The following is a 21,359-nucleotide window of genomic DNA, read 5'->3' as shown; positions in this document are numbered from 1 at the left end:
AAGCACCGCCTTTGCTTGAATCACTCTAAGATAATGGACTTAATATGGACTTAAATTTCAGACACAAAAAAGCCCGCGATTAAGCGGGCTTCTAAGTCGTTGATTTAACAACGTTTTTTGGTGGAGCCTAGCGGGATCGAACCGCTGACCTCAACACTGCCAGTGTTGCGCTCTCCCAGCTGAGCTAAGGCCCCGAAAGAGGTGCGCATATTAGGCTCGAATCGGAAATCTGTCAACACCTTTTGTCAATAAATTTCAGCAAGTTAGCCAGCCTGACCAGTGATTGTACGAAGTGACGAATTTTCCAACAACAAACTACAAGATGCGTGTTTTTGTCGGCTTTCCAGCCATTAAATCCGAATCCGGCACCCCACGGGGCCCCTGCGAATGAGCCGAGCGCAGGCCTATTTTTGTGGGTAAGCACGCATGGACGCGTGCGCAAGTATCGCCAGGCCACGGAAGGCCTGTCGATACGGCCCTCAAAAATCGGCTGGAGCGAGGGCACCCGAAGGGCCAGACGCCGGGGTGTCCTCTTTTGAGTACTTTGCTGGACAAGCAGAAAAGTGCTTCGCCCGCCCGGCGATAGAGGGCGAGAAGTACGGAGAAAACTCTTAAAAGAAATCAAACGAGGAACAGAGAAGTAAAGCAGAAAAGAAACCGGCACATCCATGTGCCCTAAACAGCCGGAGAGCAACGCTCCCCGGCAAATACCATTAATCCTCCGGATTACTCCCCAAAGCCGCATAGGCTTTCTCAAGCTTTTTAAGCTGCTTCTTTCCCACTTCACCCCAAATATTAATCGCCTGACGCAGTCTTGCGCGGCTCATATCCGGGCCTAACAGAGTCATCGAGTCCATCACCGAAAAAGACGCCGTGGTGCCGGCGATGGCGATAAAGATAGGGGCCAAAAAGTCTTTGAGCTTGATATCCATTTGCCCGGCCAGCTCCTTAAGCGCGTTAAAAATTTCATCGCGCTCCCACACACGCAGCGCCTCTAAGCGCCACAGAGCAAACTGCAGCAGTTGCTTTTGCTCGTCCATAGGTAGGCGGTTTTCGGCAAAGTGCGCTTCGGTCAGCGGCAACTGGCCCGAGGCTAAAAACGCCACCAAAGGCATAAAGTCGCCCAGAGTTTCCATACGCGACTGGGCGTGTGGCAACACTTTTAATAGGTTGTCGCGGTTTAGCGCCCACTCGCTCAGACGGTCGGCCAGTTGCTCGGTATTTAAGTCTTCACGTATCCACAGGCCATTGAGCCAGCTGAGTTTCTCCACATCAAAGATAGGCCCACCCAAACTGACGCGGGTAATGTCAAAATTGGCCTGCATATCGGCAAGGGTAAATTTCTCGCGCTCGTCAGGCATAGACCAGCCCATGCGGCCTAAGTAATTAAGCACCGCCTCGGGCAGGTAACCGGCGCGCTGGTAGTACAAAATACTGGTGGGGTTTTTGCGCTTGCTGAGCTTGGATTTATCCGGGTTGCGCAGCAGCGGCAGGTGGCACAGTACCGGTGCCTGCCAGCCAAAGTATTCGTACAGTTTTAAGTGTTTGGGGGCAGAGTTAATCCACTCTTCGCCGCGAATCACGTGGGTGATACCCATCAGGTGATCGTCTACCACGTTCGCCAGATGGTAAGTGGGCATGCCGTCGGCTTTTAGCAGCACTTGCATATCCACTTGCGACCATTCGATCTCGATGTTGCCGCGCAGCATGTCATCGATAACACACACGCCCTCTTCCGGCAGTTTCATACGCACCACGTAGGGCTCGCCGGCGGCGAGCTTGGATTGCACCTCAGCCTCGCTAAGTTTTAAGCCACGGCCGTCATACTTAGGCGTCTCGCCACGGGCTTGTTGCTCGCGGCGCATTTCATCCAGCTCTTCGCTGGTGGCAAAGCAGTAAAAGGCGTGACCTTTTTCAATCAACTCATCGGCGTATTGTTTGTAAATACCCATGCGCTCGCTCTGGCGGTAGGGGCCATGCTCGCCGCCAACATCCGGCCCTTCGTCCCAGTCGATGCCTAACCAGCGCAGGCTGTCGAGAATCGCTTGCTCGGATTCTGGCGTGCTGCGGGTTTGGTCGGTATCTTCAATGCGCAAAATAAACTGGCCGCCGTGCTGGCGGGCAAAGCATTGGTTAAACAGCGCAATATAAGCGGTGCCAACGTGGGGGTCGCCGGTGGGCGACGGAGCAATACGAGTGCGAACGGTCATAAGTGTCTCTTGTATCAGTTCTGAATTTGGGTAAGTGCTTGCCACAGTTGGTCGCCGGTAATGGCGGCCAGTGTGCGTGGGCGGTTGCCCACAAAATCCGTTGTTGTGCTGGCGTCCGGGTGACGGCATAAACGCTTACCGCACTGCTCACACAGGTAGCCAGGCGCTACAATGTGGCTCGAGCGCGGGCCGGTGGCACCAATCAGCGCAGGGTCCGTCGGGCCATACGCGGTTACCGTAGGCACATTAAGCGCGGCGGCAATGTGGGCCAGGCCAGTATCATTACACACTGCCCCTTGGCTTGTGTGTAAAAGCCCGGCAAGTTCGGTCAGGCTCATACGCTCGAGTACTTTAGCATTGGCGTGGTCGCGCGCAATAGCCTCGGCGGTTTCGCGCTCGGTGGGCGAACCCCACGGGAGCAACACCTCTAAACCCGCCGCTGCAGCGTGCTTAATCAAGCCCTGCCAGCTTGTATTGGGCAGGCACTTAGTGGGCCAGCTGGCGTTGGTTACGGCTACTATATACGGCCTATGGGTAACGGTTTGCGCGGGCCAGGCTTTATCCTGCAAACCAAACTCGGGCGCGGTTTGAGGGCGCGGATACCCGAGCCCGGCGGCAAATAAATCTCGCCAGCGATCCACCGCCAGAATATCTTGCGCCACTTTAAAACGGCGCTGGTAAAACAGATGGGCGCCCTTCTCGCGCACCGAGTCGGCATCGGGCCCCGCGCGTAAACCGCGCGCCATACGGGCCACCGTAGCGCTTTTAAAGCTCGTTTGCGCATCCAGCACTAAATCGTACTCGCGTTCGCGCAACTTACGCCAGTAGGCCTTTAACTCGCCCGACTGCCAAGCGGTTTTGACGCTGCGCTTCCAGCGCCGGTGGGCGGATACGATGGTGCGCTCGACCGCCGGATGCCACGTAGGTACCTCGGCAAAGGCTTCATCCACTGCCCAATCAAACCGGATACCGGGAATGGCACGCACCGCATCGCTGATAGCGGGCAGCGTTTGCACCAGGTCACCCATAGAGCTCAATTTAACAATTAATACCCGCATATCCGTCCAGCCACTGAAAAACTGCGCGCATTGTACCTTAACAGGCCGTTAACTGGCGCCCCATCCGAGAAGGGATAAAAACTTAACCCAAAACATTAGATAAATCTAATTTAGCTATTGCTATTTTAGATTTATCTAATATTATAAAGGCAAGGAGGGATAAACATGAGCCAGCCCATGACACCCGAACAACTACAAGCGAACGCCAGTCAGGCGGCGGGCTTTTTAAAAATGCTGGCCAATGAAAAGCGCCTGATGATTTTGTGTGCCCTGATTAACGGCGAGATGAGCGTCAGCGATCTGAATGCTCAGGTGCCGCTGTCGCAGTCTGCCCTGTCGCAACACCTGGCCGCCCTGCGCGAGGCCGAGCTGGTCGCCACCCGGCGGGATTCACAAAAGATGTTCTACCGCCTAAACGGCGATGCCGCCGTGCGGATTATTGAAGTATTACAGAGCATTTATTGCCCCTAGGGCTCACTAAGTGCACTTACCGGAGATTAACCATGAATCACAAAACCGCCACCGCACAAGAATTTTTAAACCAGCACCCAGATTGCTGTGTACTGGATGTACGCACCCCGGCTGAGGTGGCCGGCAACCATGTACCCGGCAGCATTTTTATTCCGGTACAGGAAATTACCGCCGAGCGGGTTAAATCCGAAATGGCCGCCCAAGGCCAGCAAGGCAAGCCCATTTACCTGATGTGCCAAAGCGGCAAACGCGCCGAAATGGCCGCGAAAAGCCTGGCAGGTAAAGTGAACGAACCACTGATAATTGTCACCGGCGGGGTGAATGCCCTAAGCCAGCACGACAATGCGCCACTGCAAAAAGGTAGCAGCAATGTAATTTCGCTGGAGCGCCAGGTGCGCATCACCGCCGGCAGCTTGGTATTGGTGGGGGTTATTTTAGGCGCCCTGCTCAACCCCATTTTTTACGCCCTATCGGGCTTTGTGGGGGCGGGCCTGGTGTTTGCCGGCATCACCGACACCTGCGCCATGGGCATGCTGCTGGCGCGGATGAGCTGGAACCAACGGGGGTAATGTGGAGCTTTTAATGACCCCGACCATTGGCGTTGTCATTGGGCTGGTTTTGGGCCTGACCGGCGCGGGGGGCTCGGTATTTGCCGTACCCCTGCTGATAATTCTGCTGCAACTGCCCATGCAACAAGCCTCTGGCATTGCTCTGGCCGCAGTGGCAGCCAGCGCCTTGTACGGCAGCCTGCGCAATCGGGGCAGTCGGCGCATTTTATGGGTGCCCGCCTTAGTGCTGGGCGCAGGCGGTGTCATCAGCGCCCCCTTAGGGCAATGGCTCGCGCAGCGACTGCCGGAAACCGCGCTGTTAGCCGGGTTTAATCTACTGGCGTTGATTATCGCCGCGCGCATGTTTATCAGCGCCGTGCGCTCGCCAGAAGACGCCAAGGTCACCCGCGCCAATCCGGGCGACTATGCCCTTGAAGGGCCGCTATGCCGCTTAAGCCCCACAGGCCAGTTTCAACTGCGCCCGCGCTGTATGGCCGGGCTGGCGCTGGGCGGCTTGTTGGTGGGTTTACTGTCGGGGTTGTTTGGCGTGGGCGGCGGCTTTTTGATTGTGCCCTTACTGCTGTTTTTAAGCCGCATTGGTATGGCCCAGGCAGTGGCGACATCGCTGGTAATTATTGCCGTGATCAGCAGCGCGGGGTTTGTTAGCTACTGGCAAATGGGCGGCGCCTTAGACGTGAGTATGCTCGGGCAAATAGCCGCTGGCGGCATTGCGGGCATGATGCTGGGCCAATGGGTCAGCGGCAAAATTAACCACGTAATAAAGCAAAAAGTATTTGCCGTATCTCTGGTGGCCATTTCAATCGTAAGTTTATTTTCGTGAGGAATTAACGATGCTTTTTAGACAATTATTCGACAAAACATCCAGCACCTACACCTACTTATTAGCCGATAACAGCCAGGCCGTGTTGATTGATCCGGTGATAGAAAACACCGACAGCTACATCACCTTGTTAACCGAGTTGGAATTAAAGCTGGTGCTGGCCATAGATACCCACACCCACGCCGACCATATTACGGCACTGGGTAAATTGCGCGAGCTAACCGGCTGCGAAACCCGAGTGGGCGAGCAATCCAAAGCCGACTGCGCCAATGGCACCTACCGCGATAGCGATACCTTAACCGTGGGCGGGCTGAAATTAAAAACCCTCTACACACCGGGCCACACCGACGACTCTTACACCTTTATGCTGGAGCAAGACGGCGAGACCTATGTGTTTACCGGCGATACCCTATTAATTCGCGGCACCGGACGCACCGACTTTCAAAACGGCAATGCGCGGGATCAGTACCAGAGTTTGTTCAGCAATTTGTTAACGCTGCCCGCCGACACCTGGGTCTACCCCGGCCACGACTACAAAGGCTGGATGGTCAGCACCATCGGCGAAGAAAGCGCCCACAACCCGCGCCTGCAAGTCAAAGACGTGGAAGAGTACGTGGACTTAATGAACTCGCTGGATTTGCCCAATCCCAAAATGATGGACGTGGCGGTGCCGGCGAACCAGGCTTGTGGGGAAGTGTAGACGGCGCACGGTATAAGGGGAACGGGGGACGAAATTCCGTTCCCCGGCCCCCGTTACCCGTTCTCCGTCAATCATTTACCGAATAATAAGCCTCCAACGCCCCACTTACATACACCAAAGGCGCATTCCAGTTAATAGTGATCTCGTTGGTGGAATAACTGCACCAGTGATCGACGTATGACTCGGCGGGTAAATCTGAGGGATAGTCACAATCGTCTTGCTGGCCGCTGTAGGGGCCGCCAGCCAAAAAGCCCGGCACCGGCGCAACCACATTATCGGCTACCGATGGACGGTGGTGAATATCCATAGGCGGCCGCGCACCAAAGCCTGTGACAAAACTGTACTCGGTGGGGTTGCGGCCCAAAACGTAATCCAACAGCGCTTGCGCGCCCGCCATATAGTTTTGCTCGCCGGTAAGGCGATAGGCCTGCACCAACATCATGGCGCGGTTCATGGCCACGCCGTTGCTGCCCCAAACAAAATCAGGCCGCGTCATCGATACGCCGTAGGCCGACTCGTTACCGGCGGCCAAGATCGTGTCGGCCAACTCTGTAACGCGCTGATTAATCAGCGCTTTGTCGGCAACAGCGGTTAAGGTATCGGCGTGAGCGGCCAGCGACATCCACGCCAAGCCCAACGATTGCGACCAACTGGGCACCTGATTGCCGATAGCCTCAGCCTTAATCGCCTGATAATAATCATCGTTACCGGTGCTTATGTAGAGCTCGGCGGCGGCCCAGGCAAACTCATCGGAGAACTCGCCGTCACCATAGGCGCCGGTGCTAACGTCATCGGGTTGCTCATAAGCCGTGCTGGGGTTTTGCCCGGCCCACTGCCAGGCCCGCTCGGCGGCCGTTAGCAGCTCGCTTGCACGGGCGGCGTCGTAAGGCTCCAGCACCCGGCTGGCTGCGGCCATGACCGCGGCAAAATTTAATGTCGCAGCCGTGCCCTTTTGCACCACGTAACGCGGCTCGTGAGTGTCGGCCGGCATCACTTTGCCGACAAAATTCTTAGTGGTTAACTTGTGGTAGACACCGCCATCGGCCGGGTCTTGCATGGTTAACATCCAGTCCACATTCCACAGGGTTTCATCCAACAGGTCGGGTACGTTGTCGCCACTTTCGGGGATATTTAGCTCGCGCTGGGCGTACAGCTCGGGGTAATGCTCCAGCGCCGCGAGCAAGGTGTAGGTCGAGATACCCGAGTTAACAATGTACTTGCCATAATCACCCGCGTCGTACCAACCTTTGGGCGAGCTAATCACACTCTCGGCCGGGCGCGCCGCGCTTGCCGCCGAGGGGTGAATCCGCACCTCGGTATCCGGGTGGCCACCGGCGCGGGCCCAATCACCGGCGTATTGCGGCTCGAGCGCGGTGCTGGCGCGGTTAAAGTAATAGGCTTTAATCACCGCTTTGTTCAACTCGCGGTAAGGGTCTTCGGCCACCACAAACGTATCTGAGTCGGCCAGGCCCGCCACACGCACCAAATACTCACCCGGCGCATCAAGCTCACTAAAATCAGCCTGGGCGACGGGGCCGCTGGCGTAGGGCCACTGCTGATAAGCGCCGATTTCACCACTGGCCACCTCGGCGCCAGTGGCCACATTAATCACGCTGAAAGTCGCGGCGTTAACCTGCGGGATAAGTGCCACTTTGGGCCCGGCAGCGGCAAACCCCACCTGATTTAACAAAATACGATCGCTGGTATTTATTACGCTAGACGAACTGCCGGCATCGGGCGCCGAGCTTACCGGCAACGAGACACTGCTATTGATGGTTTGATCAGAGGCGTTATTGCTGCCGCACGCGGCAAGCGCTAAACAAGCGCAGCAGGCAACCGCCAGGGCATGGGGGCTAAAGGTCTTCATGGGCTCTTCCTCGTTATATTGTTGTTTTACGCCACGGAGTGTAGCGCGAAGTAAGGGCCAGACTATATTAGGGTTCGCAAAGAATGGTTAAACCGGAGTACGGGGGATGGGGTACGAGGAACGGGAAATGGCGCACGGAAAATAACAGTAGCCTACACACTCGTGCCCAGTTTTCCGTCAACCGTCCCCCGTAAAAACTATAATCCCAACGTTTTTTTCACAAACGGGATGGTCAGTTTACGCTGCTCGGCCAACGAGGCGTGATCGAGCCGATGCAGGTAGCAAAACAGCTGGTTCATATCGCGCGGTACCCGCTGCACGATATAGCTGGCTACCTCTTCGTTTAGCTCCATACCGCGCTCGCGGGCACGGCGCATTAACGCCTGCTGTTTGTCGGTATCGTCCAGCGGTTGCACTTTAAGGATAACGCCCCACTGCAAACGCGAGCGCAAATCGGGCAGCTGGATATTCAGCTCACGGGGGTTTTGCGGTGCGGCAACCAGTAGCAAGCGGCCCGCATCGCGCAGGGCGTTGTACAAATTAAACAGCGCACGCTCCCAGGTAGGGTCGCCAGCCACCGACTCCAGCCCGTCAAGGCAAACCATATCCAGCTCTTCTAAGCCTTCCAGCAATGCCTCGGGTGCAAAGCCGGTCATCTCGCGCAAAGGAAGGTATTGCACAGCCAAACGGCGCGACTCCGCATTGTGGCAACTGGCCTGCAATAAATGGGTTAGGCCCACGCCGCTGGCGCCCCACAAATACAAAAAGTGCTCGCCCTGCCCCTCAACTTGCTCGCGCAAAGCGCGAATCACTTGCTCGTTGCCAGAGCCTGCGGGGGCGTAAAAGTTATCGAAGGTGGCGTCGTCTTTTAAGCTGACGCCTAATGACAGCTGTTGCGGAGTTGACATAGGGCGTCCTCAAGGTGCCAGACGATACTGCAAGGGCGCACTGGCCGTGCCCGGCACAAGATAGCGATTGGTCGGCAAACTAACGCTGTCGGAGGCCGGCACCAATACGCCGCCCAGCGATAAGGTGTTTTGCAACCGAGCTATATCACCCTCGGTGGCCAACTTTAACGTCAAACCATCGGTGTTCAAATTAGCCAGTTGTGTGCGCCGCACCAAGGCCAACTGCGACAAATAATTCTCGACCTTTTTATAATCGGCAAAGCTGGCAACGTTATTCACTTGCAACACGACATTGGCATCGCCCGCCTCGGTGGGGCTAATGGCGTACCGCGCGGCAAAATGATCGGCGACGGTATCGATGACCGCGGGCAGCAATGCCTTTAGGGAGTCACCTTCCGAGTCAAAACTGGGGGCACCATCGTCATGCATTAATTGCCAATCGGCCCGCCAGCGCTCGCCCGATAACTCACTGGCACGCACCACCACGATGGCGTCGGCGCGATAGCGCTCGGACGCCTCGCGAATTTGTCGCTCTTGGATTTGCCACAGCGCATCGGCGGGCATGGCGAGGTGATCCTCCAAATCAAACAGCGGGATCATCAGGGGTAAACCGCGCTCTTGCGCGCGATCGCGCAATACGGTCATAGCAGGTAAATCACTCACCACATCGCGGCCCGAGGGCGTATTAGCCACGAGCCACACCAATACCGTAGGGCGATTGGCGGGCCAAAACGCCAGGTTGGCATCGCGCAGTAACTGCTCGACCAAAGGCGGAGAAAACTTAAGCTGCAAGCGCGACGCGGCAACTTCACTGCCATCGAGCGTCTCTAGGGTTTCATCGGTAGAAACGTAGCTGTACTCGTAGACGTAATCCTGAGCGCGCACCAACGCTTGGCGCACCACAGGGTTATCGGCAATAGCGCTCGACCCAGACACGCGCACGAGCGTGTCGGCCAGTGCCTGCTTGGCGGCCGCGCCGCGCTGCGCCTCAGATTGCGATTTAACCAGCGCCTCGGCGCTGTAGAGATCGACCACTTTGTCGGCACTTGCCGTGCCGGCCAGCGCCAGGGCGCAGATGAATAATAAATATCGAATAATCAGCGTCTCGTCTCCCAACTGCCGAACTCTGACAATGAAGCTCGCGCATTGTAACAGGCAATGCCGCGCTTTTCTTGTCGTTATCAGCGTGTAGCGATGATAGTGGCAATAAAATGGATCTGTCTGTGAAATATCGCCGCCTTTACCTGCAATTAAGCACTATTAACTGCTAGAATGTGCGCCTTTCAGACCCGGCGCCCCACCCATTGACGCCCTCCGGTAGTCGAGGCCGGCGCACAGCACGAGAGACCCTAGGCCGCTATGAGCGAGAAAACCCCGCAATCGTTAAGTTATAAAGACGCTGGTGTAGACATCGATGCCGGTAACGCGTTGGTAGAGCGTATTAAAGGTGTTGCCAAGCGCACCCGTCGCCCAGAAGTCATGGCCGGCCTTGGTGGCTTTGGCGCTCTGTGCGAGCTGCCCGAGGGCTACCGCCAGCCAGTGCTGGTATCGGGCACCGATGGCGTAGGCACCAAGCTGCGCTTAGCGATGGACCTGGGCAAACACGACACTATTGGTATTGACCTGGTCGGCATGTGCGTCAACGACCTGATCGTGGCCGGCGCCGAGCCGCTGTTTTTTCTCGACTACTACGCCACCGGCAAACTTAATGTGGATGTTGCCTCGGACGTAGTAACCGGCATTGGTGCCGGCTGCGAACTGGCCGGTTGCGCACTGGTCGGTGGTGAAACCGCCGAAATGCCGGGCATGTACGAAGGCGAAGATTACGATTTAGCCGGCTTTTGTGTCGGCGTGGTAGAAAAGTCCGAGATCATCGATGGCAGCAAAGTCAGCTCGGGCGACGCGCTTATCGGTATTACCTCCAGCGGGCCGCACTCTAACGGTTACTCACTGATCCGCAAAATCATTGACGTCTCCGGCGCCGACTTACAACAAGATTGCGGCGGCCAGAGCTTAGCCGATGCGCTAATGGCCCCTACTCGCATTTACGTTAAACCGCTGCTCGAGCTGATCAAGTCGATGCCTGTGCACGCGTTATCGCACATTACCGGTGGTGGCCTGCTGGAGAACATCCCCCGGGTTCTGCCCGACAACGCCAAAGCGGTAATCGACACCAACGCTTGGCAACTACCGCCGGTATTCCAGTGGCTGCAAGCGGCGGGCAATGTCGACGCACGCGAGATGTACCGCACCTTTAACTGCGGTATCGGTATGATCATCGCCGTACCCGCCGAGCGCGCCGACGAGGCCATCACCCAACTACAAGCTGCCGGCGAGCAAGCGCTGCTAGTGGGCCACATCGCCGACGCTGCCAAGGGTGAAGAGCAAGTACAACTGGATGGTTTACGCTAAGCATGACAATGGCTAAAACACGGGTCGCGGTACTTATCTCGGGCAGCGGCAGCAACTTGCAGGCCTTAATTGACGGCCAGAAAAGTGGCGAGCTGCCTATCGATATTGTCGCGGTGATCAGCAACCGTCCAGGTGTGCGCGGCCTAGAGCGCGCGCAAAACGCCGGTATTCAAGCGATCACGCTCGACCACAAAGGCTACGATACCCGCGACGCATTTGACCAGGCATTAATTGCACAGCTCGATGCGCTGCAGCCGCAGCTGGTGGTTCTGGCCGGCTTTATGCGGATTTTAACCCCGGTTTTTACCACACACTTTGCCGGGCGGATGCTTAACATCCACCCGTCGCTGCTACCCAAATACCAAGGGCTGCACACGCACCAGCGAGCGCTGGATGCCGGCGATGCCGAGCACGGTGTCACAGTACACTTTGTCACTGCCGAGCTAGACGGCGGCCCGGCGGCTATTCAGGCGGTAGTCCCGGTACTTGCCACCGACGACGCCGAGACACTGGCGGCGCGCGTACAGCAGCAAGAGCATATTATCTACCCCATGGCGGTGCGCTGGTTTTGTGAAGGGCGTCTAGCCATGAGCGCGAATCAGGTACTGCTTGACGGTGAACCTTTGCCGTCCAGCGGTTACCAAGTAAGGAACTCATAACGGCGTAAGGGATTTATGACACGACTTAAACGTATTACCCTGAGTTTACTCACAGGGGCGACACTAGCAGCAAGCTGCTGGTTACCACAGGCAATTGCCGCCAACGACGCGGCGGCGCCCAATCAATTTCGCAACATCTATAAATCATCGGTGTACGGTATGACCGTCACCGTCACCCACGAGCTAATACCGCTGGATGACAACCGCCACAAGCTGCGCTTTTTTGCCGACTCGCTAGTGGCCAGTATTGAAGAGGTAAGCATTTTTAGCTCGCCCGAAGACCAGCTGTTACAACCACAGCTTTACACCTACGATCGATCGGGCCTAGGCCGCGACCGCGAGGCGCGTGTTACCTTTGACTGGGAAAAACGCAAAGTCGTTAACGATATTAACGACAACCCCTGGAAGATGAATGTTCCACTGGGCACACAGGATAAGGTGAGCTTTCAGATCCAGTTGCAGCGCGACTTAATCGCCGGCAAAACTGAAAACCTAGCCTACACCATAGCCGATGGCGGTAAGATCAAAGAGTACCAGTTTGCCATTGTCGGCAACGAGCGCTTAAAAACGCCCTTAGGGCAAATTGACACAGTAAAAATTAAACGCACCCGCAAAGACAGCGACCGTATTACCTACGCCTGGATGGCGCCCAAATATAGTTACCTGTTAGTGCGTATGCAGCAAGAAGAAGACGGCGATGTGTACACCATCAACATCGACGAGGCCGAGATCGACGGAAAGAAAATCTCGTCATTTAATTAAGACGGCCTGCGAGGCAGGTGAAACGTCACAGTTCACTCATCAAAAGCAAAGGTTATTTTATGACTATTTCTGACAACTGCGTTGCCAGCTTCCATTACACCCTGACGGATAAAGATGGCAAGGTGCTCGATTCGTCCGACGGCCGCGAGCCGCTGGCGTACTTGCACGGTGCCGGCAACATCATCCCAGGTTTGGAAAAAGAGCTTGTTGGCAAGCAAGTTGGCGACAAGCTGCAAGTGGCTGTTCCTGCCGCCGAAGCTTACGGCGAGCGCAACGACGCCATGATGCAAGAGCTGCCAGCAAACATGTTTACCGGCGTTGATAAAGTCGAAGAAGGCATGGAGTTTCACGCGCAAACCGAAAACGGTACACAAGTTGTGACTATCGCGGCGGTTAACGGCGACATGGTTACCGTCGATGCCAACCACCCACTGGCGGGCGTCGATCTGAACTTTGATGTTGAGATTACCGACATTCGCGAAGCGACCGAAGAAGAAAAAACCCACGGCCACGCTCACGGTGCCGGTGGTCACGAGCACTAATACCGCTCCGGGGCCGGCTACCGGCCGGCCCCGACTCCTACCCGCTAGCTACCCCACGCCATAATATCAAGCCCCTACTTCGCTACCCGCTCGCTTACTCGCCCCAATACCCATCACGGCGCAGCGCAAGCTTGTGTCTTCGCACTCCGTTGTCAGCGCTGAAAACTCGCCAATGTGCGCCTCGTTTATTTAACCAACAGACACAAAAAAGGGAGCCGAAGCCCCCTGAAAACTGTTTACTGATGCAATACCTACATTGAGTAACGCACACCCAACGCGTAGGTTTTACTAAAAATAGACGCGCCGTTGTTGTACAGGTAAGGGTCGGTGTAATAACCGCGATACACTTCACCGGTTAGGTTGGTAGCATCAAAGGTCACCATCAACGACTCAGTCACGTCGTAACTTAACTGAAAGTCCATATTGGCTTCGGGCTTAGAGTAATCGCCTGCGGGCATGGCAAAATTTGCATTGTAACCACGCAAAAAATCATCGCGCCAAACATAGGACAAACGCGCATCAAAGCCGGCTTTCTCGTACGCTAGCACCACGCTGTAGCTAGAGTCGGACACACCAATTAACGGCTTAGTCTCATAGCCGATTAACTCGCCCGGGCCGTCGTCAGTGTCGGGGCCAAAAATAGGGTCGTTGGTTTCGCCATCGATTTTTGTGTAGCTCGCCTGCACCCCGGCGCCCTGCAGCCACTCAGGGACATTATCGGGAAAGTACTGAAAGCCCAGCTCGATACCGTTGAGCTTACCTTTACCGGCGTTAGACGGTTGCGACAACACATACTTCGCATTTAACTCAGGATCTGGGTTATCGGTAACCTCAATCGCCTTACTGGCGGTAAACACAAAGCCATCGATGTCGCGCGAAAACAACACCCCGTACAAGCTACTACTGGGGGCAAAGTACCACTCCAGCGACAGGTCAGTGTTGATCGACTCCACCGCTTTTAAATTGGGGTTGCCGCTGTTGGCAAAACCGTATTCGGCATTGGTAAAGTCCGCCGGTGGGGTCAGGCTCATGGTGGGGTTTAGCTGGCCGAAATCAGGCTTGCGGATAGATTTACCGTAAGACAAACGCGCCATTAAATTTTCGGTAATTTCGTAGCGCACCATAAAGTTAGGCAACACTTCGGTCGAGCTGCTGTTAGAGTTAACTTGTGTTGCCGCCGACTCGTTAAAGCTCAGCTCGCTGTCGGTATCTACCACCCGCACACCAATTTGACCGTCGATAATCTGGCTGCCCAACTCAAAGGCGTAGTCGGCTTGAAAGTAAGCCGCCGCGGTGGTCTCTTCGATATCAAAGGTGCTGGCATCTAAGAAGTCCGAGCCGCCCGATTGCAAACCGTACAGGCCGCGCATTAGCTCGGCGTTATCAGATAAAAAATAACCGTCGGCCACCAACCACTGGTTGGGTACATTAGCTTCGTTATCCAGAAAATCATCTTGCGTAACACTCCCAAGGCCTGCGATATCGGCAATATTACAGGGGTTGCCATCCATGCTACAGGCACCAGAGCTTTGATCCCGCGAGCGCGACAAAGCGCTGCGCACATCGTAGCGCACACCAAAGCTTAAGCGCTCGATAAAACCCCAGCCGGTGGTATAGTCGCCGTCCATCGTCCAGGTAATGGCATCACCCTCATCGCGACCACTGTTGTCAAAAAAGTTCGACATCTGCCAATCGGCGGGGTTGGTTAACACGCTTTCATCCACGTTGGCGGTGGTGGCATCATCCAAAAACGCCACCAACGGCAAACCATCATCGTAGTTAAAATCCACCACTAAGCGGTCGCGCATGGCCGACGTTTGCAACGCTTGGAATGAGCGCTCGTAAACGCTGGTTTGGTAGGTCACTTCAGATTCAAGGGTTAAACTGTCACCAATGTTCCAGTTACCACCCAAGGCATAGACAAAACTGTCGGTATCGCCACTGCTGCCATCACCACTGGTGAACATGCTAGCGTTATTAATGTAATTGGTTTTAATAACGTTGGTGCCATCGTAAAAATCGGGGTTACGGAAGTGGCTGGCACCGTTGGTATTAATAAACACTAAGTTGTTAAAGCTCTCGTTGCGATAGCCATTATAAAAGGCTTCAAACAAATACTCGGAGGTATCATTTGGGGCCCACTGCAACGAGACGTTCGCCGCCGGGCGCTCACGGTGACCGGTAAAATCAGTCATCCCCATCGCGTCACGCAGCAAATAATACTCTACGTTTTGGCCGTTAACGTTCAGGCTAGAGCCCGGCTGTGAGGGAATCCCCTCAACGGTACCCACCTGATAATAATCGCCCGAAATACGCGAGAAATCGTCGTAGCGATACGGGTCGAGCGAACCGATCCAAATATTCTCGTCGCGATAATTGGTTTCGGCGTACGAGATATTCACCAACGCGCCAAACTCACCGGCGCTGGTGTCCCAGCGATCACTCAGCAACATACTGATATTCGGGTCGATCTCTTCCGAGTTGCTCTGATAAATACCCCGCGCCGCGACGACAAATTTGGAATCGTCAAAATTAAACGGGCGATTGGTCAAAACATTAATCTGGCCAGCAATGCCGCCTTCGATCTGTTCGGCCGAGCGGGTTTTATAAACATCGGCGCGGTTCAGCAAGCTGGCGGGGATATCGGCCAACGCCACCGAGCGGCCGGTAGAGGTGAAAATCTCACGGCCGTTCACCGTGGTAGAAACATCACCCAAGCCACGAATCGTCACAGCGTTCACTTCACCCGCGCCACGGCCGGTAACCTGCACACCGGTGACCCGCTGCAGCGCCTCAACGACGTTGTTATCGGGAAACTTACCAATATCTTCCGCGACAATAGAGTCAACAATTTGAATGTTTTCCCGCTTGAGCTCGATCGCCTCGGTTAGGCTGCCGCGAATACCGGTAACCACAACCTCTTCGAGTAAAGCCTCGCTATCGTCTTGTGCGTAAATAGAGTGAGCCTGAACGGCCGTAACCAAAGCCACAGCACTGCTTAATACAGAGCGCTTAAACATGGGTGAGAATCCCCTTCATTAGAGTTATTAGAGCCTCAGCGTTAGCACGATCGAGGCGGGTTATACTGATTAAGATCTGATAATATTGTATGACTTATTTTAAGTCAACACAAACAACAGATATGGTCAACTCGACCAAAACACCTCCAATAACACCTTTCTGGCACACCATATCGCCTAAATCCAACTCATTGCCATAAATTTTCCTACAAATATTAATAATATTGTATTACCATAATAAAGGTAATGATGATTTTGTAACGCCGTCAGTAAACAAATACCGGCCGGCGCCTACGAAAACCCGTTGATATAAATATAAATATGAAAGGGGTAACCCAATGAAACTGAATAATCTCGCACTGGTTATGAGCGGCGTCATCGCCCTATATGGCTGCGGCGGCTCCAGTGATCGCAAAGAAGCACCCGCGCAACTGGTACCCGACACCGAAACAGCCGCCGACCCTACCGTCGACGCCAGCGCTATTGCCTACAACGACATTCCGGTACACGACCCCTCGGTGATTCGCACCAACGACGGTACCTTTTATGTAGTCGGGTCACATTTGGCCGCGGCTAAATCGACCGACTTGGTCACCTGGGAGCAAGTCGCCCCGGGCATCAATTTAGAAACCCCCGACTTTGCCGCCAACCCACTGTTTAGCAATTACGACATCGAAGTGGCCGAAGGCATTGAATGGACCGGTGGTTACGCCGGCTCGTGGGCATCGGACGTTATTCAGTTAAGTGACGACCACTACTACTTTTACTACAACCACTGCACCAATCCCGATACCGGCGAATGCGATGCTCCTCGCTCTTATTTAGGGGTGGCCGTCGCGGACGACATTCTCGGCCCCTACAGCGACTTGGGAATCTTTTTGCGCTCGGGCCAAAGCGACGCCGAGATTGATGCCGGTTTTGGCGTGGGTGACATGGAAAGCTACAACGGCTTTGTTAACCCCAACACCATTGATCCAGATACCTTTTACGACAAAAACGGCCAATTGTGGATGACCTACGGCTCTTACGCTGGCGGCATCTTTATTTTAGAAATGGACGAAGCCACCGCCATGCCCAAACCCAACCAAGGTTACGGCAAGCACTTAACCGGTGGTGATCACAGCTCGATAGAAGGCAGCTACGTACTCTATAGCCCCGAGTCAGATTACTATTATTTGTTTGCCTCGTTCGGCGGTTTTGTCTCGACCGATGGCTACAATATTCGCATTGCCCGCTCACGCACTCCAGACGGCCCTTACCTTGATGCCGCTGGCAACGACATAGCCGCCGCCCGTGGTGGTTGGGACAGTATTGAACCCTATGGCGTAAAACTGATGGGCGGCTTTAACTTTAACGCCTACACCGGCGACGCCAGCGCAAGTCGTGGCTACTTGGCACCGGGACACAACTCGGCCTATTACGACGAAGCCACCGGGCAACACTTTTTAATTACCCACACGCGCTTTCCCAACCGTGGTGAAGGCCATGCGATTCGTGTACACGAAATGTTTGTTAATGCCGACGGCTGGTTAATTGCCTCACCCGAGCGCTACGCCCCGATTGAAGGCGATAGCATTGTCGATGCGGGCGATATTGTCGGCGATTACAAATTTATTAACCTCGGCAAAGACATCAACCGCGAAGCAAAACAATCGGTCGCCATTACCCTCACCGACAACCGTGAAATTACCGGCGACATAACCGGCTATTACCGCTTATACGACAACGAGCCAAACCGCATTACCGTGTTTATCGACGGTGACACCTCTTACGAAGGTGTTATGCGGTGGCAGTGGGATGCGCCGAGCGAAACCCTAACGCCGGTATTTAGCGCACTAAACGGCGATGGCGCCACCATTTGGGGTGTACAACAACCCGAGCTGGATAATGCTCAAGTCATACAAGCGGTACTGGACGATTTGAGCCTGCCAGAAAACTTTAAAGGCGAAGCGATCAATTTACCTACTGTGGGCACTCGTGGCAGCACCATTAGCTGGAGCAGTGACAACGGCCGCGTTATTAAAACCGATGGCACCGTGATTCGTCCCAATGCCGGTGATGGCGACCAGAGCGTGCGCTTAACCGCCACCGTCTCGCGTCAGGGCGCCAGCAGCAGCCAAGCGTTTGACATTGTTGTGCCCGAGCGCCAAACCTTTAACCGGGTCGCCGCGTTTGACTTTGAGGGCGACCTCAGCGAAACCTTAGGTAACTTTGCCGCCGGTTCTGCCACTGGTGATCGCGTGTTTAACACAGGCATGGTGGACTTTAGCAGCGGTCACGACGGACAGGCGCTGTCGCTCGATGGCAGCAATGGGGTGTTATTGCCCCAGGGCCTAATCAACAATTATGAGTACACAGTGTCTTTCTGGGTTAATCCCAACGTTATTACCGGCTTTACGCCAGCGTTTTTTGGCGCGGTAAATATTCAGCAAGACGATGCCGGCAATCCATTCTCCAACAACTGGATTAACCTCTTACCGCAAGGCTGGGATGGCAACACCATGTTCTGGAGCGGCTCTGAGGCGTGGCTTGATGGCACTACCGGCGAACGCATCCCCGAGATGGCCTGGTCGCACGTTGCCTTCTCGGTGAAGCGCGGACTGGTTAAAGTGTTTATCAATGGCGAAGAAAAATTCTCGGCGGGCAACCTTAGCGACTTTTTCAGCGACAACGAAGGCACCTTTGCCCTCGGCGTTAACTACTGGGATATTCCCTTTAACGGCCTGATCGACGAACTCAACATCTACGAAGCGGCGCTCGCCGGTGGCGAAATTAAAGCACTCGACATCGACAAACTGCCGTCCTCCGAGCTGTTGGCCTCGGCCGAGCAGATTCTCGACTTGGGCGATATCAGCGCTGTGCAAGACGATTTGTACCTGCCGGTAACCGGGCCTTACGCCTCAGCCATTAACTGGAGCTCGTCCGACCCGTCGGTGATCGCCATTGATGCTGACACAGGTGTAGTCATCCGCCCCGGCCGCGAATCGAGCAATGTCGATGTCACTCTAACCGCCGCGATCAATCTTGATGGCCAGGCAACCAGCAAAACCTTTGTCGCCACCGTTAGCTCGCTGGCACCACCTGAGCCCGTCGCCACCTTCAGCTTTGAAGAAGACCTGGCCGACAGCACCGGTAACTTTGGTATGGGCACCGCCACCGCCGACCGCCTGGGTAACACTGGCGGCGTGGTAAACTTTTTAGATGGCGTAGTCGGTAAAGCCCTGATGCTCGACGGCACCGCCGGTGTTAAGTTGCCCAACAACTTGATTACCGACAGCACCTACAGTATCTCGATGTGGTTAAACCCTAACGTCTTAGCGCAGTTTACCCCCGCCTTTTTTGGCGCGGCAACCGATGCAAGCTGGATTAGCGTGGTTCCCTTTGGCCCCGGCGATGGCAACACCATGCTCTGGTCAGGCACCGCTTGGTACGACGGCGATACCGGCAGTCAAATTCCGGCCAAAAGCTGGACGCACTTTGTCGCGGTCAACAATGCTGGCAACCTTAAACTTTACTTAAACGGTGTTGAAACCTTCGCAGGTGCCAACTTCCCCGACGTATTCACCCCTGCCGCTACCACGCAGTTTGGCATTGGTGTTAACTTTTGGGATACGCCTTACACCGGCATGATGGACGAGCTGAAGATTTTTGATGAGCCAATCTCGGCCGAAGACGTCACCACGCTCTATCAAGAAGGCAGTATGTAACACCAACGCCTTGTTAAAAGTACAGATTAAACGCCCTTCGGGGCGTTTTTTTGTGGCGTTAAAGATAAATTAAAGAAACCCCCATCGCAGTTTTTTCCGCCGGGCTCGCGCTAATGCGCCTCGACTTTCTCTTTACCGCAGCGCTCACACTTATAGCGTGTGACCAGCTTCCCCTGCTTGGTATCAAACTGCTGACTGGTAACCACCTGCCACCTATGAAAACCGCTTTTACACAAAGTCTTACCCTTGTGCTTTTGCTTCGGGCTGGGGCGTTTAAACGGAACAACGTTGGTCATTTAGGCAACCCTATCGTTAAGGTAACGCTTCTTCATTGACCAGCAATTCACGGCGGGTATCACCTAACCACACCCGTGCGCCAGGGTAGATCTTGATCGCCCCATGATGCTCAGCGCTAACAGAAAAATCAAACTCGCCGTGAAAAATCACACCGGCAATCTCAACATTGCTTAGCTCACCTTTGATGTAAACGTCAGCGGTACAAACCCGGCACGATGCCACCGGGGTGTTTTTAATCACCCATAGCTTCTCGTCCGGAACAACGTACTCCTGCCCGCCCACAAGGCTTATCTCATGGGCGCTCGCACAACCCGAGAGCAACACCCCTTGCAACAATCCCAGTAACACTAAAGCTGATACTCGCATGTTTATACCCCGGCCAAAAACTCACGCCCTAGGGCTTGAGTTTTAAAACGTTATCAATATCGGCCGCGTTATGCCGCTCGCGTAATTGCTCCCAAGGCTCGCCCCACGGGCGATTCACAATGCGGCCCCGCTGCACCGCATCGCGCTCAAGTATCTCTTGCGCCCAGCGGCGTACATGGGTGTAACTTGTCACATCTAAAAATTCACCGGCATCGTACAAGGCGCCCAACACCAAGCCGCCATACCAAGGCCAGGTGGCAATATCGGCGATGCTATAAGTGTCGCCCGCCAAATAGCGGTTGCTGGCAAGCTGCTTATCTAGCACATCCAGCTGACGTTTTGTCTCCATGGTAAAACGATTAATCGGGTACTCGAACTTCTCAGGGGCATAGGCGTAAAAATGCCCAAAGCCACCGCCCAAATACGGCGCCGAGCCCTGTAGCCAAAACAGCCAATTAAGCGCCTCGGTGCGCGCGCTGGCATCAGCGGGCAACAACTGACCAAATTTTTCCGCTAGATACAATAAAATAGCGCCCGATTCAAACACACGCTGGGGCGTAGCGCCCGAGCAATCGAGCAGCGCAGGGATTTTAGAGTTGGGGTTTACATCGACAAAACCGGACGAGAATTGATCGCCCTCACCTATATCAATTAAGTAGGCATCATACTCGGCGCCCGTTTCGCCCAGGGCCAATAGCTCTTCGAGCATAATGGTGACTTTTTGCCCGTTAGGGGTTGCCAGAGAGTGTAACTGCAACGGGTGTTTGCCTTTGGGTAACTCGCGCTCAAAGGTGGCTCCCGCGACGGGGCGATTTAATTTGGCCCAGGTGCCGCCACTTTCGCTGTCGAAGGACCACACTTTGGGTGGGGTATACTCATCACTCATACTAAGCTCCTGACTGATTAACGATGCTGAAGTACCATAACGCGTATCAGGTTATAGCAACAGAGGCTAACCAAGTTTTTCAAATCCGCGTGTCTAATAGTCGGC

General features: G+C 54.8%; 18 protein-coding genes and 1 tRNA gene. 9 read left to right on the top strand and 10 right to left on the bottom strand.

The window, feature by feature from the left end; translation table 11 throughout:
- Positions 1–118: 118 nt before the first annotated feature.
- The 3 genes from AACY82_RS00795 to waaC all read right to left on the bottom strand — a co-directional run bounded on the left by AACY82_RS00795 (position 119) and on the right by waaC (position 3,268).
- Positions 119–194 (bottom strand) — tRNA-Ala (locus tag AACY82_RS00795).
- Between the two features lie 519 nt (positions 195–713).
- Positions 714–2,210 (bottom strand): glutamate--tRNA ligase, encoded by a 1,497-nt coding sequence (gltX, locus tag AACY82_RS00790; RefSeq protein ID WP_339614853.1) that lies wholly within the window; start codon positions 2,208–2,210, stop codon positions 714–716.
- A gap of 14 nt (positions 2,211–2,224) precedes the next feature.
- The gene (gene waaC, locus AACY82_RS00785) at positions 2,225–3,268 is read right to left on the bottom strand and encodes a lipopolysaccharide heptosyltransferase I (protein WP_339614852.1); all 1,044 of its coding nucleotides are present in this window, start codon (positions 3,266–3,268) and stop codon (positions 2,225–2,227) included.
- A gap of 165 nt (positions 3,269–3,433) precedes the next feature.
- On the opposite strand from waaC, the gene AACY82_RS00780 reads away from it, so the two are divergent.
- From AACY82_RS00780 to AACY82_RS00765, 4 genes are read left to right on the top strand one after another with little or no spacing between them, the layout of a single operon-like run.
- A complete protein-coding gene (locus AACY82_RS00780; protein WP_339614851.1) occupies positions 3,434–3,739 on the top strand; it encodes a metalloregulator ArsR/SmtB family transcription factor in 306 nt (101 codons plus the stop codon).
- 32 nt (positions 3,740–3,771) lie between these two features.
- On the top strand, positions 3,772–4,308 hold the full coding sequence (locus AACY82_RS00775; RefSeq protein ID WP_339614850.1) for a rhodanese-like domain-containing protein: 537 nt from the start codon (positions 3,772–3,774) through the stop codon (positions 4,306–4,308).
- Between the two features lie 13 nt (positions 4,309–4,321).
- On the top strand, positions 4,322–5,128 hold the full coding sequence (locus AACY82_RS00770; RefSeq protein ID WP_339614849.1) for a sulfite exporter TauE/SafE family protein: 807 nt from the start codon (positions 4,322–4,324) through the stop codon (positions 5,126–5,128).
- A 10-nt stretch (positions 5,129–5,138) separates the two neighbouring features.
- Positions 5,139–5,828, top strand: coding sequence for an MBL fold metallo-hydrolase (locus tag AACY82_RS00765; protein WP_339614848.1), 690 nt, complete (start codon positions 5,139–5,141; stop codon positions 5,826–5,828).
- Positions 5,829–5,895: 67 nt separating this feature from the next.
- On the opposite strand, the gene AACY82_RS00760 is transcribed toward AACY82_RS00765, so the two are convergent.
- The 3 genes from AACY82_RS00760 to AACY82_RS00750 all read right to left on the bottom strand — a co-directional run bounded on the left by AACY82_RS00760 (position 5,896) and on the right by AACY82_RS00750 (position 9,719).
- On the bottom strand, positions 5,896–7,695 hold the full coding sequence (locus AACY82_RS00760; RefSeq protein ID WP_339614847.1) for a glycoside hydrolase family 9 protein: 1,800 nt from the start codon (positions 7,693–7,695) through the stop codon (positions 5,896–5,898).
- Between the two features lie 197 nt (positions 7,696–7,892).
- Positions 7,893–8,603 carry a DnaA regulatory inactivator Hda gene (gene hda, locus AACY82_RS00755; protein WP_339614846.1) on the bottom strand — a complete coding sequence of 237 codons (711 nt, stop codon included), beginning with the start codon at positions 8,601–8,603 and terminating at the stop codon, positions 7,893–7,895.
- A 9-nt stretch (positions 8,604–8,612) separates the two neighbouring features.
- Positions 8,613–9,719, bottom strand: a complete 1,107-nt coding sequence (locus AACY82_RS00750; protein WP_339614845.1) for a DUF2066 domain-containing protein — start codon at positions 9,717–9,719, stop codon at positions 8,613–8,615.
- Positions 9,720–9,962: 243 nt separating this feature from the next.
- Between AACY82_RS00750 and purM the strand changes: the two genes are divergently transcribed.
- From purM to AACY82_RS00730, 4 genes are read left to right on the top strand one after another with little or no spacing between them, the layout of a single operon-like run.
- The gene (purM, locus tag AACY82_RS00745) at positions 9,963–11,015 is read left to right on the top strand and encodes a phosphoribosylformylglycinamidine cyclo-ligase (protein ID WP_339614844.1); all 1,053 of its coding nucleotides are present in this window, start codon (positions 9,963–9,965) and stop codon (positions 11,013–11,015) included.
- Between the two features lie 8 nt (positions 11,016–11,023).
- On the top strand, positions 11,024–11,674 hold the full coding sequence (purN, locus tag AACY82_RS00740) for a phosphoribosylglycinamide formyltransferase (protein ID WP_339615586.1): 651 nt from the start codon (positions 11,024–11,026) through the stop codon (positions 11,672–11,674).
- A 15-nt stretch (positions 11,675–11,689) separates the two neighbouring features.
- Positions 11,690–12,436 carry a DUF3108 domain-containing protein gene (locus AACY82_RS00735; RefSeq protein ID WP_339614843.1) on the top strand — a complete coding sequence of 249 codons (747 nt, stop codon included), beginning with the start codon at positions 11,690–11,692 and terminating at the stop codon, positions 12,434–12,436.
- A 59-nt stretch (positions 12,437–12,495) separates the two neighbouring features.
- Positions 12,496–12,978 (top strand): peptidylprolyl isomerase, encoded by a 483-nt coding sequence (locus tag AACY82_RS00730; RefSeq protein WP_339614842.1) that lies wholly within the window; start codon positions 12,496–12,498, stop codon positions 12,976–12,978.
- A gap of 251 nt (positions 12,979–13,229) precedes the next feature.
- Here AACY82_RS00730 and AACY82_RS00725 read toward each other — a convergent pair whose 3' ends face one another.
- Positions 13,230–15,998: a TonB-dependent receptor gene (locus AACY82_RS00725; protein WP_339614841.1), complete on the bottom strand. Its 2,769-nt coding sequence runs from the start codon at positions 15,996–15,998 to the stop codon at positions 13,230–13,232.
- A gap of 338 nt (positions 15,999–16,336) precedes the next feature.
- Here AACY82_RS00725 and AACY82_RS00720 point away from each other — a divergent pair, with 338 nt between their 5' ends.
- Positions 16,337–19,705 carry a LamG-like jellyroll fold domain-containing protein gene (locus AACY82_RS00720; RefSeq protein ID WP_339614840.1) on the top strand — a complete coding sequence of 1,123 codons (3,369 nt, stop codon included), beginning with the start codon at positions 16,337–16,339 and terminating at the stop codon, positions 19,703–19,705.
- A gap of 110 nt (positions 19,706–19,815) precedes the next feature.
- Here the strand turns inward: AACY82_RS00720 and AACY82_RS00715 are convergent, their stop codons facing one another.
- Genes AACY82_RS00715 through yghU form a run of 3 tightly spaced genes read right to left on the bottom strand, consistent with a single transcriptional unit; the run spans position 19,816 to position 21,254 of the window.
- Positions 19,816–20,001: a hypothetical protein gene (locus AACY82_RS00715; protein WP_339614839.1), complete on the bottom strand. Its 186-nt coding sequence runs from the start codon at positions 19,999–20,001 to the stop codon at positions 19,816–19,818.
- Positions 20,002–20,017: 16 nt separating this feature from the next.
- Positions 20,018–20,368, bottom strand: a complete 351-nt coding sequence (locus AACY82_RS00710) for a hypothetical protein (protein ID WP_339614838.1) — start codon at positions 20,366–20,368, stop codon at positions 20,018–20,020.
- Positions 20,369–20,396: 28 nt separating this feature from the next.
- Complete coding sequence (yghU, locus tag AACY82_RS00705; RefSeq protein WP_339614837.1) at positions 20,397–21,254, bottom strand: glutathione-dependent disulfide-bond oxidoreductase; 858 nt, start codon at positions 21,252–21,254, stop codon at positions 20,397–20,399.
- Between the last annotated feature and the right edge of the window lie 105 nt (positions 21,255–21,359).

It is taken from the genome of uncultured Gilvimarinus sp. (assembly GCF_963972205.1).
In the GTDB taxonomy this organism is placed as follows: domain Bacteria; phylum Pseudomonadota; class Gammaproteobacteria; order Pseudomonadales; family Cellvibrionaceae; genus Gilvimarinus; species Gilvimarinus japonicus.
This window is presented reverse-complemented; position numbering and strand designations above follow the sequence as displayed.

Coding starts and splice junctions, on each gene's coding strand:
- hda (WP_339614846.1), bottom strand. CDS start 8,603: ATGTCAACTCCGCAACAGCTGTCATTAGGCGTCAGCTTAAAAGACGAC.
- AACY82_RS00735 (WP_339614843.1), top strand. CDS start 11,690: ATGACACGACTTAAACGTATTACCCTGAGTTTACTCACAGGGGCGACA.
- AACY82_RS00720 (WP_339614840.1), top strand. CDS start 16,337: ATGAAACTGAATAATCTCGCACTGGTTATGAGCGGCGTCATCGCCCTA.
- waaC (WP_339614852.1), bottom strand. CDS start 3,268: ATGCGGGTATTAATTGTTAAATTGAGCTCTATGGGTGACCTGGTGCAA.
- purM (WP_339614844.1), top strand. CDS start 9,963: ATGAGCGAGAAAACCCCGCAATCGTTAAGTTATAAAGACGCTGGTGTA.
- AACY82_RS00760 (WP_339614847.1), bottom strand. CDS start 7,695: ATGAAGACCTTTAGCCCCCATGCCCTGGCGGTTGCCTGCTGCGCTTGT.
- AACY82_RS00765 (WP_339614848.1), top strand. CDS start 5,139: ATGCTTTTTAGACAATTATTCGACAAAACATCCAGCACCTACACCTAC.
- AACY82_RS00780 (WP_339614851.1), top strand. CDS start 3,434: ATGAGCCAGCCCATGACACCCGAACAACTACAAGCGAACGCCAGTCAG.
- AACY82_RS00730 (WP_339614842.1), top strand. CDS start 12,496: ATGACTATTTCTGACAACTGCGTTGCCAGCTTCCATTACACCCTGACG.
- AACY82_RS00725 (WP_339614841.1), bottom strand. CDS start 15,998: ATGTTTAAGCGCTCTGTATTAAGCAGTGCTGTGGCTTTGGTTACGGCC.
- AACY82_RS00775 (WP_339614850.1), top strand. CDS start 3,772: ATGAATCACAAAACCGCCACCGCACAAGAATTTTTAAACCAGCACCCA.
- AACY82_RS00770 (WP_339614849.1), top strand. CDS start 4,322: ATGACCCCGACCATTGGCGTTGTCATTGGGCTGGTTTTGGGCCTGACC.
- yghU (WP_339614837.1), bottom strand. CDS start 21,254: ATGAGTGATGAGTATACCCCACCCAAAGTGTGGTCCTTCGACAGCGAA.
- purN (WP_339615586.1), top strand. CDS start 11,024: ATGGCTAAAACACGGGTCGCGGTACTTATCTCGGGCAGCGGCAGCAAC.
- gltX (WP_339614853.1), bottom strand. CDS start 2,210: ATGACCGTTCGCACTCGTATTGCTCCGTCGCCCACCGGCGACCCCCAC.
- AACY82_RS00715 (WP_339614839.1), bottom strand. CDS start 20,001: ATGACCAACGTTGTTCCGTTTAAACGCCCCAGCCCGAAGCAAAAGCAC.
- AACY82_RS00710 (WP_339614838.1), bottom strand. CDS start 20,368: ATGCGAGTATCAGCTTTAGTGTTACTGGGATTGTTGCAAGGGGTGTTG.